The sequence below is a fragment of the Streptomyces sp. NPDC043996 genome (assembly GCF_056435225.1).
This window is the reverse complement of the sequence record NZ_JBWKEY010000013.1, coordinates 113,338-127,590: the sequence shown is the minus strand read 5'-3', so window position 1 is coordinate 127,590 and position 14,253 is coordinate 113,338. Positions and strand designations below refer to the sequence as shown.

Annotated in this window: 14 protein-coding genes; 9 read left to right on the top strand and 5 right to left on the bottom strand. The window is 73.5% G+C overall.

Going from position 1 to position 14,253, the window contains the following annotated elements; all coding sequences use genetic code 11:
* The first annotated feature begins 31 nt into the window (after positions 1-31).
* From AC07A4_RS30280 to AC07A4_RS30270, 3 genes are all read left to right on the top strand, one after another.
* Complete coding sequence (locus AC07A4_RS30280; RefSeq protein ID WP_478604620.1) at positions 32-499, top strand: hypothetical protein; 468 nt, start codon at positions 32-34, stop codon at positions 497-499.
* Between the two features lie 104 nt (positions 500-603).
* Positions 604-1,590, top strand: coding sequence for a phosphotransferase family protein (locus AC07A4_RS30275; protein ID WP_478604618.1), 987 nt, complete (start codon positions 604-606; stop codon positions 1,588-1,590).
* 268 nt (positions 1,591-1,858) lie between these two features.
* The gene (locus tag AC07A4_RS30270; RefSeq protein WP_478604616.1) at positions 1,859-2,182 is read left to right on the top strand and encodes a nuclear transport factor 2-like protein; all 324 of its coding nucleotides are present in this window, start codon (positions 1,859-1,861) and stop codon (positions 2,180-2,182) included.
* Between the two features lie 31 nt (positions 2,183-2,213).
* On the opposite strand, the gene AC07A4_RS30265 is transcribed toward AC07A4_RS30270, so the two are convergent.
* The 3 genes from AC07A4_RS30265 to AC07A4_RS30255 form a co-directional block, all read right to left on the bottom strand.
* A complete protein-coding gene (locus AC07A4_RS30265) occupies positions 2,214-3,089 on the bottom strand; it encodes a PhzF family phenazine biosynthesis protein (RefSeq protein WP_478604613.1) in 876 nt (291 codons plus the stop codon).
* 79 nt (positions 3,090-3,168) lie between these two features.
* Positions 3,169-3,633, bottom strand: a complete 465-nt coding sequence (locus AC07A4_RS30260; protein WP_478605040.1) for a lamin tail domain-containing protein — start codon at positions 3,631-3,633, stop codon at positions 3,169-3,171.
* Between the two features lie 244 nt (positions 3,634-3,877).
* Positions 3,878-4,669, bottom strand: a complete 792-nt coding sequence (locus AC07A4_RS30255; protein WP_478604611.1) for an SDR family oxidoreductase — start codon at positions 4,667-4,669, stop codon at positions 3,878-3,880.
* A 133-nt stretch (positions 4,670-4,802) separates the two neighbouring features.
* Between AC07A4_RS30255 and AC07A4_RS30250 the strand changes: the two genes are divergently transcribed.
* From AC07A4_RS30250 to AC07A4_RS30230, 5 genes are all read left to right on the top strand, one after another.
* On the top strand, positions 4,803-6,434 hold the full coding sequence (locus tag AC07A4_RS30250) for an alkaline phosphatase D family protein (RefSeq protein WP_478604609.1): 1,632 nt from the start codon (positions 4,803-4,805) through the stop codon (positions 6,432-6,434).
* A 191-nt stretch (positions 6,435-6,625) separates the two neighbouring features.
* Complete coding sequence (locus tag AC07A4_RS30245) at positions 6,626-7,927, top strand: multidrug effflux MFS transporter (protein WP_478604606.1); 1,302 nt, start codon at positions 6,626-6,628, stop codon at positions 7,925-7,927.
* Entirely contained in the window at positions 7,873-9,048 is a 1,176-nt protein-coding gene (locus AC07A4_RS30240) for a serine hydrolase domain-containing protein (RefSeq protein ID WP_478604604.1), read from the top strand. Before AC07A4_RS30245 ends, AC07A4_RS30240 begins: the two co-directional genes overlap by 55 nt.
* 89 nt (positions 9,049-9,137) lie before the next feature.
* The gene (locus tag AC07A4_RS30235) at positions 9,138-10,127 is read left to right on the top strand and encodes a small ribosomal subunit Rsm22 family protein (RefSeq protein WP_478604602.1); all 990 of its coding nucleotides are present in this window, start codon (positions 9,138-9,140) and stop codon (positions 10,125-10,127) included.
* A gap of 125 nt (positions 10,128-10,252) precedes the next feature.
* Complete coding sequence (locus AC07A4_RS30230) at positions 10,253-12,241, top strand: glycoside hydrolase (protein WP_478604599.1); 1,989 nt, start codon at positions 10,253-10,255, stop codon at positions 12,239-12,241.
* A 50-nt stretch (positions 12,242-12,291) separates the two neighbouring features.
* Here AC07A4_RS30230 and ddaH read toward each other — a convergent pair whose 3' ends face one another.
* Together ddaH and AC07A4_RS30220 are read right to left on the bottom strand one after the other, a co-directional pair.
* Positions 12,292-13,119, bottom strand: a complete 828-nt coding sequence (gene ddaH / locus AC07A4_RS30225; protein WP_478604596.1) for a dimethylargininase — start codon at positions 13,117-13,119, stop codon at positions 12,292-12,294.
* A gap of 130 nt (positions 13,120-13,249) precedes the next feature.
* Positions 13,250-13,429, bottom strand: coding sequence for a DUF6243 family protein (locus AC07A4_RS30220; RefSeq protein WP_478604594.1), 180 nt, complete (start codon positions 13,427-13,429; stop codon positions 13,250-13,252).
* 178 nt (positions 13,430-13,607) lie between these two features.
* Here AC07A4_RS30220 and AC07A4_RS30215 point away from each other — a divergent pair, with 178 nt between their 5' ends.
* Entirely contained in the window at positions 13,608-14,240 is a 633-nt protein-coding gene (locus AC07A4_RS30215) for a TetR/AcrR family transcriptional regulator (protein ID WP_478604592.1), read from the top strand.
* Positions 14,241-14,253 lie beyond the last annotated feature (13 nt).

Here is a 14,253-nt window from a genome sequence, read left to right as displayed (position 1 = left end):
CCACACTCCCCCCATTGAAGGCAGGCCCCTCATGAGGCATGGCAGATTCGCCCTGTGGTCGGCACTCGGGACCGGCACGCTCGCCGTGGGCGCGCTCGTCCTCGCGCCCGCCGCGGGCGCCGTGGACCCGCAGTCGGCGACCATCGACTTCGAGTGCGGTTCGTTCGGCTCGGGTTCGGCGGCCCTGAAGGCCACCCAGAACGGTACGAGCGCGACCATAGAGGTCTCCACCTCGGCGATCACCGCCCCGATCAACGTCGGCGCGGGCGCCGTCAACTCCACCCTCACCCTCACCAAGAACGGCTCCGGCACCACCACGTTCACCGGCAACGCCAACCCGGCCATCCCCGCGGGCAGCCCCGTCTCCACCGGCCCGATGAACGGGACCGTCGCCGCGGGCGACAGCCTCGCGGCCACCTCCCTGAAGATCGTGGTCTTCGGCATCACCGTGAACTGCACCGCCACGTCGGCGCAGAAGCCGGGGCCGTTCGTCTTCTGACGGCCCCCGCGAGCGACGTCGCCGCCCGGACGGCGGGCGGCGGCGTCCCGCGCGCCGCGCAATCCCGTTGCGGCCCGCTTCCGGGCCCGCCTACCGTGCCGATCATGCTGCCGCCCGTACACACCGACGAGGAGTGGGATGCCGTCGTCCCCGACGAGGCCGTCATGCGGCCCGGCGCCGAAGACCTGTGCGCCCGCCTCGGTGTCGGCGGGGCGCCGCTGACGCGCTTCGGCGAGGGCTCCCAGCCGGTGTACGCCGTCGGCGACGACCTCGTCCTCAAGCTGTTCCCCGGCGCCTCGGCCGAGGACGCCGAGACGGAGGCCCGGGTCCTCGCCCACGTCCAGGGCCGCCTCCCCGTCGCCACGCCCGAGGTGCGGGCCGCGGGCGTCTACGAGAACGACTGGCGCTACGTCCTGATGTCCCGGCTCCCCGGCGAGGGCCTGCACCACGCCTGGCCCCGGCTGCCCGCCGCCGACCGGGACCGGATCGTGGAGCAGGCCGGTGCGGCGCTCGCCGCCCTGCACGGCCTCGACCACGCGCCCCTCGGGGACGTCCTCGGGCCCGGCGACTGGCGGGAGTTCCTCGCCCGGCAGCGGGCGGGGGCCGTGGCGCGGCAGCGGGCGCGGGGGCTCTCCGAGGGGTGGCTCGAGCAGATTCCGGACTTCCTTGACTCGGTGCCGCTTGCGGGGGCCGGGGCCGGGGCCGGGGCCGGGGGGCGGCGGGTTCTGCTGCACACGGAGTTCATGCGGGAGCATCTGCTCGTGGGGCCCGCGGGTGCCGGTGCGGGTGCCGGTGCGGGTGCTGGTGGGGGTGGCTGGGGGCTGAGTGGGCTGTTTGACTTCGAGCCCGCGATGATCGGGGATCCGGCGTACGACTTCGTGGGTGTGGGGCTCTTCGTGGCTCGGGGGGAGCCGGGGGTGCTCGGGCGGTTCGCCGCGGCGTATGGGGGGCGGGGGTTTGGGGCGCGGGAGCTTGTCGCCTACACGCTGCTGCACGTCTACAGCAACCTGCCCTGGTATCTGCGGGAGCTGCCCGCGCCGGGGGAGGCGACGCTGGAGGCACTGGCTGACCGCTGGTTCACCCTCGCGTAGCGCCCCAGGCCCGCCCCTTTCCCGAAACCATGGGGCTCCGCCCCCTGGACCCCCAAAAGCATCGGCCTGCGGCCTCGTCCTCAAACGCCGGACGGGCTGAAACCGGCAGGTTCTAGCCCGTCCGGCGTTTGAGGACGAGGCGCGGAGCGCCAATTGCTTTGAGCGGGGGAACGGGGGCGGCCAGCACCCGGAGCGGGAAGGGGCGGGCCTGGGGCGTCCCGCGAGGGGAGCGGTGGCGCGGTGGCGGGGTCGGTGTGACCGTGGAGCCATGACCATTCCCGTGGAACAGCTCAGCGACCCGACGGTCAGGGGCTTCGTCGCCGCCCTGAACGCGGGCGACAAGGCCGCCGTCACCGCCCTCCTCACCCCGGACGCCACGATGTCCGACGACGGCTCCGACCGTAACCTCCACGAGTGGCTGGACCGCGAGGCCTTCTCCTCGAACGGCCACATGGACGTCGAGTCGGAGGCGGACGACGGACTCGCCCTCGTGGCCGACTACCGCAACGACACCTGGGGCGCGATGCGCACCAAGTGGCGGTTCACGGTGGACGGCGGCAAGGTGTCCCGGTTCGAGACCGGCCAGGCCTGACCCCGGCGCCGAGGTCAGGCCCGGCCGCCGCTCAGGACGGGATGCGCACCGCCGTGCCCGAGACCCGCACCCGCGCGTCGCCCTCGCGCAGCGTCACCGTGAGCACCCCGGGCCGCCCCATGTCCTCGCCCTGGTGCAGGGTCAGCTCCGCCGCGCCGGGGACCAGGCCGAGCTCGCGCGCGTACGCGCCGAACGCCGCGGCCGCCGCGCCCGTGGCCGGGTCCTCCACGACGCCGCCCACCGGGAACGGGTCGCGGACGTGGAAGACGGACGCGGAGGCGCGCCACACCAGCTGGACGGTCACCAGGTCGAGCCGGACCATGAGGGCCTTCAGGCGCTCGAAGTCGTAGGAGAGGTCGGCGAGGCGCTCACGGGTGGCGGCCGCCAGGACCAGATGGCGGGCGCCCGCGAAGGCGATGCGGGGCGGAAGGGCGGAGTCGAGTTCACCGGCGGCCCAGCCGAGCGCGGCCAGGGCCTCGTCGACGTCGGCCGCGTCGATGCCGGCGACGTGCGGCTCCACGCTGGTCAGCGTCGCCCGCAGGGCCCCGTCGGCCTCGGCGACCGTCACCGGCACCGTCCCGGCCTGGGTCGCGAACACGAAGTCGCCGGGGCCGTCGCGCTCGGCGAGCGCCACGGCCGTCGCCACGGTGGCGTGGCCGCAGAAGGGGACCTCGGTCTGAGGGCTGAAGTAGCGCACGGTGAAGGCGCGGCCCTCGGCGTCGGGCCCGGCGGGCCCGGGGGTCAGGAAGGCCGACTCGCTGTAGCCGACGTCGGCCGCGATCGCGAGCATGCGCGTCGCGTCGAGCCCGGTGGCGTCGAGGACGACTCCGGCCGGGTTGCCGCCCTCGGGGTCGAGGGCGAAGGCGGTGTAGCGCAGCACGTCGATGGCTTGATCATGGTTGTTCATGTCGTACGGCAACCGGCGTGTGGCCGGGAGCATTCCCGTTCACACGCCGGCGTGTCGCCCAGGCCGAGTCCGTGGTGGCTCAGTGGCAGTTCTTGGTGCCGTTGTCGCGCGTGGTCCAGGCGCAGGAGTCGAGCCGCGCGCCGCTCGGCTTGATGAGCCGGGCCTTGTCGCTGGTGTTGTTCCACACGTGCCAGCCGCGGCCCCAGTAGACGGTGCCCGGCTTGTTGGTGCCCTTACCGCTGCGGACCTTCACGGTCTTGCCCGCGCCTATCTTGTAGCTGCCGAAGGTGTACGTGTAGTTGTAGTCCTTCAGCTTGTAGCCCTTGAGCTGGATCGGGCGGCCGCTGTTGTTGTGGATGTTCACCCACTCGCCGTTGACCGAGGCGCGGGCGCTGGTGTCGCGCCCCGGGCTGTCGTACTGGATGAAGCCGAGGTGCAGACCCCCCTGGTGGCGCGGGGCCGCGGACGCCGGTGCGGCGGCGAGCAGCGGGGCCGTGAGTGCGGTGGCGGCGAGGACGGCCGTGGCCGCCGAACGAATGCGCAACATGTGCTCCGTGTGTGAAGTTTCCGTGGAGAGGGGTCGAGCCTAGCGGGGCGCCGTCCGCCCTGTGAGCCGCTTCCGGCCCATGACCGGAACTCGTCCCCGTGTCTCGTACGTCATCCGTACCGCTCCCCGTGGTCACTCCCCGCCCGGGAGCGCCGGGTCGGCCGTGCCGGGTCGCCCGCGTCGGGTCAGCCGCGTCGCGTCAGCCGCGTCGCGTCAGCCGCGCCGGGTCGCCTGCGTCGGTTCAGCCGCGCCCGATGTACGGCATCGTCGTCGCCATGACCGTCGCGAACTGCACGTTCGCCTCCAGCGGGAGCTCCGCCATGTGCCGCACGGTGCGGGCCACGTCCGCCACATCCATCACGGGTTCGACGGCCAACTCCCCGTTGGCCTGCGGGATTCCGGATCGCATGCGCTCGGTCATCTCGGTGGCCGCGTTGCCGATGTCGATCTGGCCGACGGCGATGCCGTAGGGGCGGCCGTCCAGGGACAGGGACTTGGTCAGGCCGGTCAGGGCGTGCTTCGTCGCCGTGTACGCCACTGAGCGCGGGCGCGGGGTGTGGGCGGAGACGGAGCCGTTGTTGATGATGCGGCCGCCTTGCGGGTCCTGCTCCTTCATCTGCCGGAACGCCGCCTGCGCGCACAGGAACGCGCCATTGAGGTTCGTGTCGACGACGTGGCGCCAGGCGTCGTAGGGCAGTTCCTCGACCGGCACGCCGCTCGGGCCGAACGTACCGGCGTTGTTGAAGAGCAGGCCGAGCGGCCCGAAACGCTCGCGCGCCGCGGCGAAGAGCGCGGCGACGTCGTCGGGTGCGGAGACGTCGGTGCGCACGCACAGCGCCGCCGCCTCGCGAAGGGTGCCGTCCGCCGCCAGCTCCGCCGTCTCCCGCAGGGTCTCCTCGCGGCGGCCCGCGAGCGCCACCGACCAGCCCGCGCGCAGCAGTTCGACGGCCACGGCCCGGCCGATGCCGGAGCCCGCGCCGGTGATCACGGCCGTTTTCGCCGCCTTCGAGGGCGGTGTTCGCTCAGCGTTCATGGCCCCGCAGCGTACGGGAGGGTCCGCAAGACGGACATCATCTTCTCGCCATATGGCTGTTGTGTACGCGACAGGCGGCCGTCGTCCCCCAATACTCCAATGCACATTACAGCCATCGTCCGGGGAGGGGCACATGACTACCGCAGGCCAGCACGCACCCGAACTCCGCGCCGCCGCACGCCACTTGGGCCGCCGCCGGTTCCTGACCGGGACCGGCGCCGCCGCCGCGCTCGCCTTCGCCACCAACCTGCCCACGGCGGGCGTCGCGGGCGCCGCCGAACTCGACGCCGCGCGCATCTCCGAGGACCCCTTCACGCTCGGCGTCGCCTCCGGCGACCCGCAGCCGCACTCCGTCCTGCTGTGGACCCGCCTCGCGCCCAAGCCCTTCGAGCAGGACAGCGGACTGCCCGCCGAGCGCGTCACCGTCCACTGGGAGCTCGCCCGCGACCCCCGCTTCCGCCGCGGCGTCAGACGCGGCCGAGCCGTCGCACACCCCGAGTTCCACCACTCCGTGCACGTCGAGGTGGACGACCTCGACGCCGACCGCGACTACTACTACCGCTTCCGCACCGGCAAGTGGGTCAGTGACACCGGCCGCGCCCGCACCGCGCCCGCCGCCTACGGCCGCACCGGCGCCCTCACGCTCGCCGCCGTGTCCTGCCAGGCGTACCACGACGGCTACTTCACCGCGTACAAGCACCTCGCCGATGACGACGTCGACGTCGTCTTCCACCTCGGCGACTACCTCTACGAGTACGCCGTGAACTCCGTCGGCGGCGCCCGCAAGTACACCGACCGCGTGCTGCCCGACATCTTCAACCGCGAGACGCAGACCCTCGACGACTACCGCCGCCGGTACGCGCTGTACAAGTCCGACCCCGACCTGCGCGCCGCGCACGCCGCGCACCCCTTCGTTGTCACCTGGGACGACCACGAGGTCGAGAACAACTACGCCGACGACATCGACGAGAACGGCAACCCGCCGGAGGAGTTCCTGCTGCGCCGCGCCTCCGCGTACCGCGCGTACTGGGAGAACCAGCCGCTGCGCCGACCGCAGCGGCCCAGCGGCGCCGACATGCAGCTCTACCGCCGCCTCGGCTGGGGCCGCCTGGCCCAGTTCGACATCCTCGACACCCGCCAGTACCGGTCCGACCAGGCCTACGGCGACGGGGCGCACGTGCCGGGGCCCGAATCCCTCGACCCCAAGCGCACCCTCACCGGCGCCAGCCAGGAGCGCTGGCTCCTCGACGGCTGGCACCGCTCGCGCGCCGTCTGGAACGTCGTCCCCCAGCAGGTCACGTTCTCCCAGCGCAAGCTCGACCTGAACCCGGTCGCCAAGGTCAGCATGGACGCCTGGGACGGATACGTGGCCTCGCGGCAGCGGGTGCTCGCGGGGGCGCGCGCCGCCGGTGTCGAGAACCTCATGGTCCTCACCGGCGACGTGCACGTCGGGTACGCCTTCGACATCCTCGACGACTTCGACAAGCCGGCCTCGAAGGTCGTCGGTACGGAGATCGTCGCCACGTCCATCGCCAGCGGCAAGGACGGGGCGGACAAGCCCGCCAACTGGGACACGTACACGCGGGCCAATCCGCACCTGAAGTTCTACAACGGGCGGCGGGGCTATGTGACCGTCGCGCTTGGCCGTGACGAGGCCCGGGCGGACTTCAAGACGGTGTCCGCGGTCACCACGCCGGGTGCCCCCATCAAGACGGCGGCCTCTTTCGTGACGGAGGCGGGCAACCCGGGCCTGCGTCCGGTGTAGCCCTCGCGGGGCGCCCCAGGCCCGCCCCTTCCCGATCCGGGTGCGGCTGCCCCCGTTCCCCCGCTCACAGATGTTGGCGCTTCGCGCCTCGTCCTCAAACGCCGGACGGGCTGAAACCGGCATGGGTGGGGGAGGCCCCCGCCACGGCCTGAGACGATGAAGGGGACGTGACGACTACCGGGAGGGGCGCGATGGCGGACACACAGGCCGAGGGACACATACGGACGGCGGCGGGGCCCCCGGACCCCGCCGCCCGTCACGTCGCGACGGGAGCCCTCGTCACGCTCATCCTCGGCGGCCTCACCGCCATGCCCCCGCTCTCCATGGACATGTACCTCCCGGCCCTGCCGGAGGTCACCGACGCCCTGCACACCCCGGCCGCCACCATCCAGCTCACCCTGACGGCCTGCCTCCTCGGCATGGCGCTCGGCCAGTTGGTCGTGGGGCCGATGAGCGACAAGTGGGGCAGACGCCGCCCGCTCCTGATCGGCCTGCTCGTCTACGTCCTCGCGACCGCGACCTGCGCCCTCGCCCCCACCGCGGAGCTGCTCATCGCCTTCCGCCTGCTCCAGGGCCTCGCGGGCGCGGCCGCCATCGTGATCGCGCGGGCGGTGGTGCGCGACCTGTACGACGGCGTGGAGATGGCCCGCTTCTTCTCCACGCTGATGCTGATCTCCGGCGTCGCCCCGATCGTCGCGCCGCTCATCGGCGGCCAGGTGCTGCGCCTGACGGACTGGCGCGGCATCTTCGTCGTCCTCACCGTCGTCGGCATCGCGCTGACGCTGCTCGTGTGGCGGTGGCTGCCGGAGACGCTGGCGCCCGAGCACCGGCACGGCGGCGGCACCGCGGAGGCGCTGCGCACGATGCGCGGACTGCTCGCCGACCGCGTGTTCACCGGGTACATGGTCGCGGGCGGCTTCGCCTTCGCCGCGCTGTTCGCCTACATCTCCGCGTCCCCGTTCGTCATCCAGGAGATCTACGACGCCTCGCCGCAGACCTTCAGCCTGCTCTTCGGCGTGAACTCGGTCGGCCTGATCATCGTCGGCCAGATCAACGGCAAGCTGCTCGTCGGCCGGGTCAGCCTCGACAAGGCGCTCGGCTTCGGGCTCGCGGTCATCACGGCCGCCGCGACCGCGCTGCTGCTGATGACCAGCGGCGTCTTCGGCGACGTCGGCCTCGTCCCGGTCGCCGCCGGACTCTTCGTCCTGATGTCGGCGATGGGCCTGGCCATGCCCAACACCAACGCCCTGGCCCTGATGCGCACCAAGCACGCCGCGGGCTCCGCGTCCGCGCTGCTCGGCACCTCCTCCTTCCTGATCGGCGCCATCGCCTCGCCGCTCGTCGGCATCGCGGGCGAGAAGACGGCCGTGCCGATGGCGGTCGTCCAGCTGGCGTGCGCGCTGGCGGCGGTCGGCTGCTTCATGGGACTGTGCCGCCCGTGGCAGCACAGCGAACCGGCCAGGGCGACGGAGCCGGAGGGGGCGGACCGCTGACCCCGCGCCGGGCCGCCGCCGCGCGCGCCGGACTCGACCCCGACGCCGTCGACCTCCTCGTGCGCGACGTACGGCGGCTGCCGCGCGGCCCCCGGCCGTGGTGCGCGGGCGCCGTGGTGCTCGCCGGGCGCGGGCCCGCCGTCGCCGTCGAGGAGGCGACCGGCTGGGCGGTGCGGTACGCCGCGTACGACGAACACACCGACACCGGCGTGGAGCTGCCGCCCGAGCGGCGCGTGCCCATGACCGTGGACACGCCCTTCGACCTGGCCTCGCTCACCAAGCTGTTCACGACCGTCGCGGCCGTGCGGGAGCTGGAGCGGGGCACGATCGGGCTCGACCGGCCCGTCGCCGCCTACCTGCCCGACTTCACGGCCGCCGCCGAGCACGGCATCACCGTGCGCCAGCTCCTCACCCATACCTCCGGGCTCCGCCCCGAACTCCCGCTGTACGACGAGCCGGACCCGCCCGCCCGGCTGCGCGCCCTGCGGGCCGAGGCGCCGTCCGGCGAAGTGGGCGCCTACGTCTACTCCGACCTGAACCTGCTGCTGCTCCAGCACGTCCTTCAGCGCGTCACCCGCCGCCCCCTCGACGTCCTGATCCGCGACGGCATCACCGGGCCGCTCGGCATGACCGCCACCGGCTTCGGGCCCCGGCCAGGGGCGGCCGCCACCGAGGACCAGCGCCGTCCGTGGGCCAAGGCCGACCGGGGGATGCTGCGCGGGGAGGTCCACGACGAGAACGCGTGGGCGCTCGGGGGAGTGGCCGGGCACGCCGGTCTCTTCGCCACGGCGCGGGACCTCGCGGTGTTCTGCCGGGCGCTGCTCGGCGGCGGCGCGTACGGCTCGGCGCGGGTGCTCGGCTCCGACTCCGTCGAGCTGATGCTGGCCGCGCCCGGGCTCGGCTTCGCCGTGGACCAGGAGTGGTTCATGGGGGACCTGGCGGGGCGCGGGGCCGCAGGGCACACCGGGTTCACCGGCACCTCCCTCGTCCTCGACCGGGCCACGGACTCCTACCTGATCCTCCTGGCCAACACGGTCCACCCCCGGCGCCGTCCCCCCGACAACGGCCCCCGCCGCCGGGCCGCTGCCGCCCTGGCGGGTTCCAGCCCGTCCGGCGTTTGAGGACGAGCCGCGAAGCGGCGATACGGGGGTCCAGGGGGCCAAGCCCCATGGTTTCGGGAAGGGGCGGGGTGGGGGACTAAAATCGCCAGGTGCACGACCACCCTTCCCCCGCAGACACCCTCCGCACCGCCCTCACCACGCTCCTGGAGGACCTGCCGCCCCGCGCCGCCGCCACCGCCGTCGACCGCCTGATCGCGAACTACCGCGGCACCACCCCCACCGAGGCCCCCGTCCTACGGGACCGCGCCGACGTCACCGCCTACGCGGCGTACCGCATGCCCGCCACCTTCGAGGCCGTCCACGCCGCCCTGCGCGCCCTCGCCGCCGCGGCCCCGGAGGGCTGGAGCCCGGCGGACCACACCGACATCGGCGGCGGCACCGGCGCCGCCACCTGGGCGGTGAACGCCACCTGGCCGGGCGAGCGGCCCGTCACCGTCCTCGACTGGGCCGAACCGGCCCTCGAACTCGGCCGTGAGCTGGCCGCGCACCACCCGGACCTGACCCGTGCCGCCTGGCAGCGGGCCCGCATCGGCGCGTCCCTGACCGTGCCGCCCGCCGCCCTCGTCACGATCTCGTACGTCCTGGGGGAGCTCACTGAGGACGACCGGGCGTCGGTCGTGGACGCCGCCGCCGGTGCCGCGGCCGACGCCGTGGTCGTCGTCGAGCCCGGCACGCCGGACGGCTACGCCCGGGTCATCGCGGCCCGCGAGCGCCTGCTCGCCGCCGGGTTCACGGTGGCCGCGCCCTGCCCGCACGGCGACGCCTGCCCGATCGTGCCCGGCACGGACTGGTGCCACTTCTCCGCCCGCGTCAGCCGCTCCTCCCTGCACCGCAGGATCAAGGGCGGCTCCCTGGCGTACGAGGACGAGAAGTTCGCCTATGTGGCCGCCGTGCGCTTCCCGGCCGAGCCCGCCCCCCGCCGCGTCGTCCGCAAGCCGCAGATCCGCAAGGGCCAGGTCCTTCTCGACCTGTGCGACGCGGACGGCGCGCTGCGCCGGGAGACCGTGACGAAGCGGCACGGCGCGCTGTACCGCGAGGCGCGGGACGCCGACTGGGGTGACGCCTGGCCGGGGGCCTGAGACCGGGGAGAGCGCGCCCCGCTTGATCGGCGCTTCGCGCCTCGTCCTCAAACGCCGGACGGGCTTGAACTTCGCCCCCCGGACGGGCCGGAACTTCGCCCGGGGCTCTTAGAACCGTCTTAGACATGGCGACTATCCACGTCCCCATGCCCATGAAGATCACCGCCTGGAAGATCACCGCCTGCGGTCTCGCCCTCGCCCTCGCTGCCGGGGGCGCCACCGCCCACGCCGCCCCCGCGGAGCGCCACGGCGCCCGCGTGGAGCTCGCCGTGCGCGGCGGCACCGCCGTCGTCGACACCGCCACCCTCGCCGTCCGCACCCGTACCCGCGACGGGCACGAGCGGACCCTGTCCGCCGCGTCGGACACGCGGCTCGGCGCGCCGGGCCCGGTGCGCCGCGTCAGCGCGTCGCTGGCCCGCTGGAGCTACCCCGAGCGCGGCCTCGACGTCACCGCGCGGGCCGACCACGGCCGCCTCGCGCTGAGCTTCGGCGCGCGCCGCGACACCACCCTGCGCTGGCCCGTCACCGGCACCGGCCTCCCGGCCTCGGCCAGCCTGCAACTGCCGCGCGGGGAAGGCCTCGACATCCCGGTCGCCGACCCGTTCTGGACCACCGGCGGTCAGCGCCTCGCGGGCACCAGCGTCGACGTGGGCGCCGAGCTGACGCTGCCGCTGTGGGGGTACTCCGCCGGACGGCACGGCGTCAGCTATCTCGTCCCCACGGACCTCGGGACCCGGCTCTCCTTCGCCGCCGGGCCCCGCGGCAGGCTCCGCGCCACCGCCCGGCACGACTTCCGCCGCGCCGATGGCACCCGCGCCTACACCGTCACCCTCGCCCTGACCGGCGGCGACCCCGTCGCGCCCGCCGCCGACTACCGCTCCTACCTCGCCGAACGCGGCCGCCTCGGCAGCCTGAAGGAGAAGTTCCGCGAGAACCCGGCGACGCGCAAGCTCCTCGGCGCCTTCCACGCCTACCTGTGGGGCGAGGCGCGCACCGCCGCCGGGGTGCGGCGCCTGCGCGCGCTCGGCGTCGACCAGATGTGGCTCGGGTACGACGCGGGGCCCGGGCCCATGGACAAGGAGGCGGTGGCCGCGGCGAAGGCCGCCGGGTACCTCGTCGGCCCGTACGACACCTTCGCCAACGGGCAGGACCCCAAGACCGCCGACAGCCCCACCTCCGTCTGGCCGGGCACCGTCTACCCGGACTTCTGCGTCCGCGACGCCGACGGCTCCCCGCACACCGGGTTCGGCGGCCGCGGCTGTTATCTGAGCTCCGCCGCCTTCGAGCGCGCCGAGCCCGCCCGCCACTACCTGGCCGACCGCACCCGCGCGATGGTCCAGAACGGCACCGACAGCTACTTCCTGGACGTCGACGCCACCGGGGAGCTGTTCCGCGACCACTCCGCGAGCCACCCCATGACCAGGGCCGAGGACCGCGGCCACCGCCTCGCGCGGATGCGCCGCGTCGCGGACTCCGGCCTCGTCCTCGGCTCCGAGACGGCGCAGGGGTGGGCGAACCAGGCCGTCGCCTTCGACCACGGCAGCGCGACGCCCGCCGCCGACGGCCTGTGGGCCCTGGAGAAGGACCGCGAGACCTGGGGCGGGTACTTCCCGGAGAACGCCCCGAAGGCCTTCTTCAAGCCGGTGCGGCTCCCGGCCGCGCTTGCCAAGGCGATGTACGACCCGCGCTACCGCGTCCCGTTGTACGGGACAGCCCTGCACGGCGCCACGGTCAGCGTCGAGCGCTGGGAGCTCTCGTACGAGAAGCTGCCCGCGCAGAAGACCACGCGCGCGCTGCTCGCGATGCTGTACAACCGGCCGCTCAACTTCGTTCTGAACGGGACGGAGAGCGCCGCCAAGGGGCGGGAACTCGCCGCGCTCCAGCGCTACTTCGCGCCCCTGCACCGGGCGGCGGGCGCCGAGCGGCTCACGTCCTTTAGGTGGCTGAGCGCCGACCGGGCCGTGCAGCGCACGGTCTTCGGCGACGGCACCCTGACCGTCACCGCCAACTTCGGGACCAAGGAGCGCGCGGGGCTGCCGGGCGGCTGCGTCGACGCCGAGCTGCGGGGCGACGCGAGGCCGCGCCGCCTGTGCCCGGCGGACCTGGGCTCCTGACCACAAGAGCGCGGGCGGCTTTCGGCCGCCCGCACTCGCGTACGCGGGCGTCAGTGCGTCCGCAGCTCCTGCGTGCAGCACTTCACACTGCCGCCGCCCTTGAGCAGCTCGCTCAGGTCCATGCCGACCGGCTCGTAGCCGCGCTCGCGCAGCGGCTCGAAGAGGCCGGTGGCGGCCTGCGGGAGCAGCACGTGCAGGCCGTCGGAGACCGCGTTCAGACCGAGGGCCTCGGCGTCCGCCTCCTCGGCGATCAGCGCGTCGGGGAACATCCGCCGCAGCACGGCCTGGCTGCCCGGCGAGAACGCGCCCGGGTAGTACATGACGTCGTCCGTCGCGTCGTCGAGGACGGCGAGGGCGGTGTCCAGGTGGTAGTAGCGCGGGTTGACGAGGTCGAGGCCGATCACCGGGCGGCCGAAGACCTCCTGGGCCTCGCCGTGCGACAGCGGGCTCGCCCGGAAGCCGCGGCCCGCGAGCACGTACGAGGAGGTGACGGCGAAGTCGCCCTCGCCCTCGTTGATGTGGGTCGGCTCGTGGACGTGCTCGAAGCCGTGGGCGCGGAACCACTCCAGGTGCGCCGCCGCCTCGGCCTGGCGTTCGGGGTGGGCGAAGCTGGCGCCGAGGACCCGTCCTTCGACGACGGTGGCGCCGTTGGCCGCGTAGACCATGTCGGGCAGGTCGGGGCGGGGGGTGAGCTCCTCGACGGTGTGGCCGAGCGAGCGGTAGCGGTCGCGCAGGTCCTCCCACTGCGCGACGGCCAGCGGGACGTCCACGGGCTTGGCGGGGTCCATCCACGGATTGATGGAGTACGTGACCTTGAAGTGCGCGGGTGGACACATCAGGTAGCGCCGGGGTGTGGCGCGCCGGGCAACATGACGCAACGAAGGCTCCTCACGAACCGCAGGGGCTATTGCTGCCCATGGTGCGGTCTGAGGAGCCTTCGCGCAGTGATCTGTGTCCTCGTGCTGGCGCCCGGGCGCGAATTTGTTCATGAACCTTGTGTTTTGGGGCTCATGAACCGCCGTTCTCCGCCCGGCCCTCCTGGAGTTTGCGCAGCAGCTCGCGCTTCTGCTCCTGGGGGCTGAGCCCGCCGCCGACGCGGCCCGCGCCGCGCCCTCCGCGCAGGGCCTTGCGGGACAGGTTGCTGCGCGTCCCGCCGACGCCGAGCATTCCGGATCCGCCTCGCGCCATGGTTCCACCTCCGTGGTCGTCGCCGCCGGGTCCGTGTCGCACCGGACCCGCATCAACGAGACGGTGCGTCTCGTTGTGCTTCGATAGTAGGCGAGACGTATCGTCTTGTCGAGTGGATTTACGGAGGCGGCGGCCGTGGTGAGACGTTGCGTCTCGCCGCGCTGCTACATTCGACGGTATGGCCCAGAAAACCGCACCTGACTCCACGCGCCGCAGCGAGCGCTCGCGCCGCGCGATCTACGACGCCGCCCTCGCCCTGGTCGGCGAGGTCGGCTACGGCAAGATGACCATCGAGGCGATCGCCGCCCGCGCGGGCGTCGGCAAGCAGACCATCTACCGCTGGTGGCCCTCCAAGAGCGCGGTCCTGCTCGACGCCTTCCTCGACCTGGCCGAACAGGCCAGCGCCCAGCTCAGCGAGCAGGCCGGGCTCGACGAGGTCGCCACCGAGCTCCCGGACACCGGTGACCTGGAGGCCGACCTCAAGTACGTCCTGCGCGCCACCGTCGACGAGATGACGGACCCCAAGTTCGACGCCCCGGCCCGCGCGCTCGCCGCCGAGGGCGTCGTCAACGAGGAACTCGGCACCGAGTTCACCCGCAAGCTCCTCGAACCGCAGCTCCAGCTGTACGTGAACCGCCTGCGCCTGAGCCAGGAACGCGGCGAGGTCGCGCCCGACGTCGACCCGCGCATCGCCCTCGAACTGTGGACGGGCCCGCTCGCCCAGCGCTGGCTGCAGCGCACGGGCCCGCTCAGCCACGCCTACGCCGACCGGCTTGTCGAGTACTCCCTCTACGGCATCAAGCCCCGCTGAGCCGCCGGGCGGC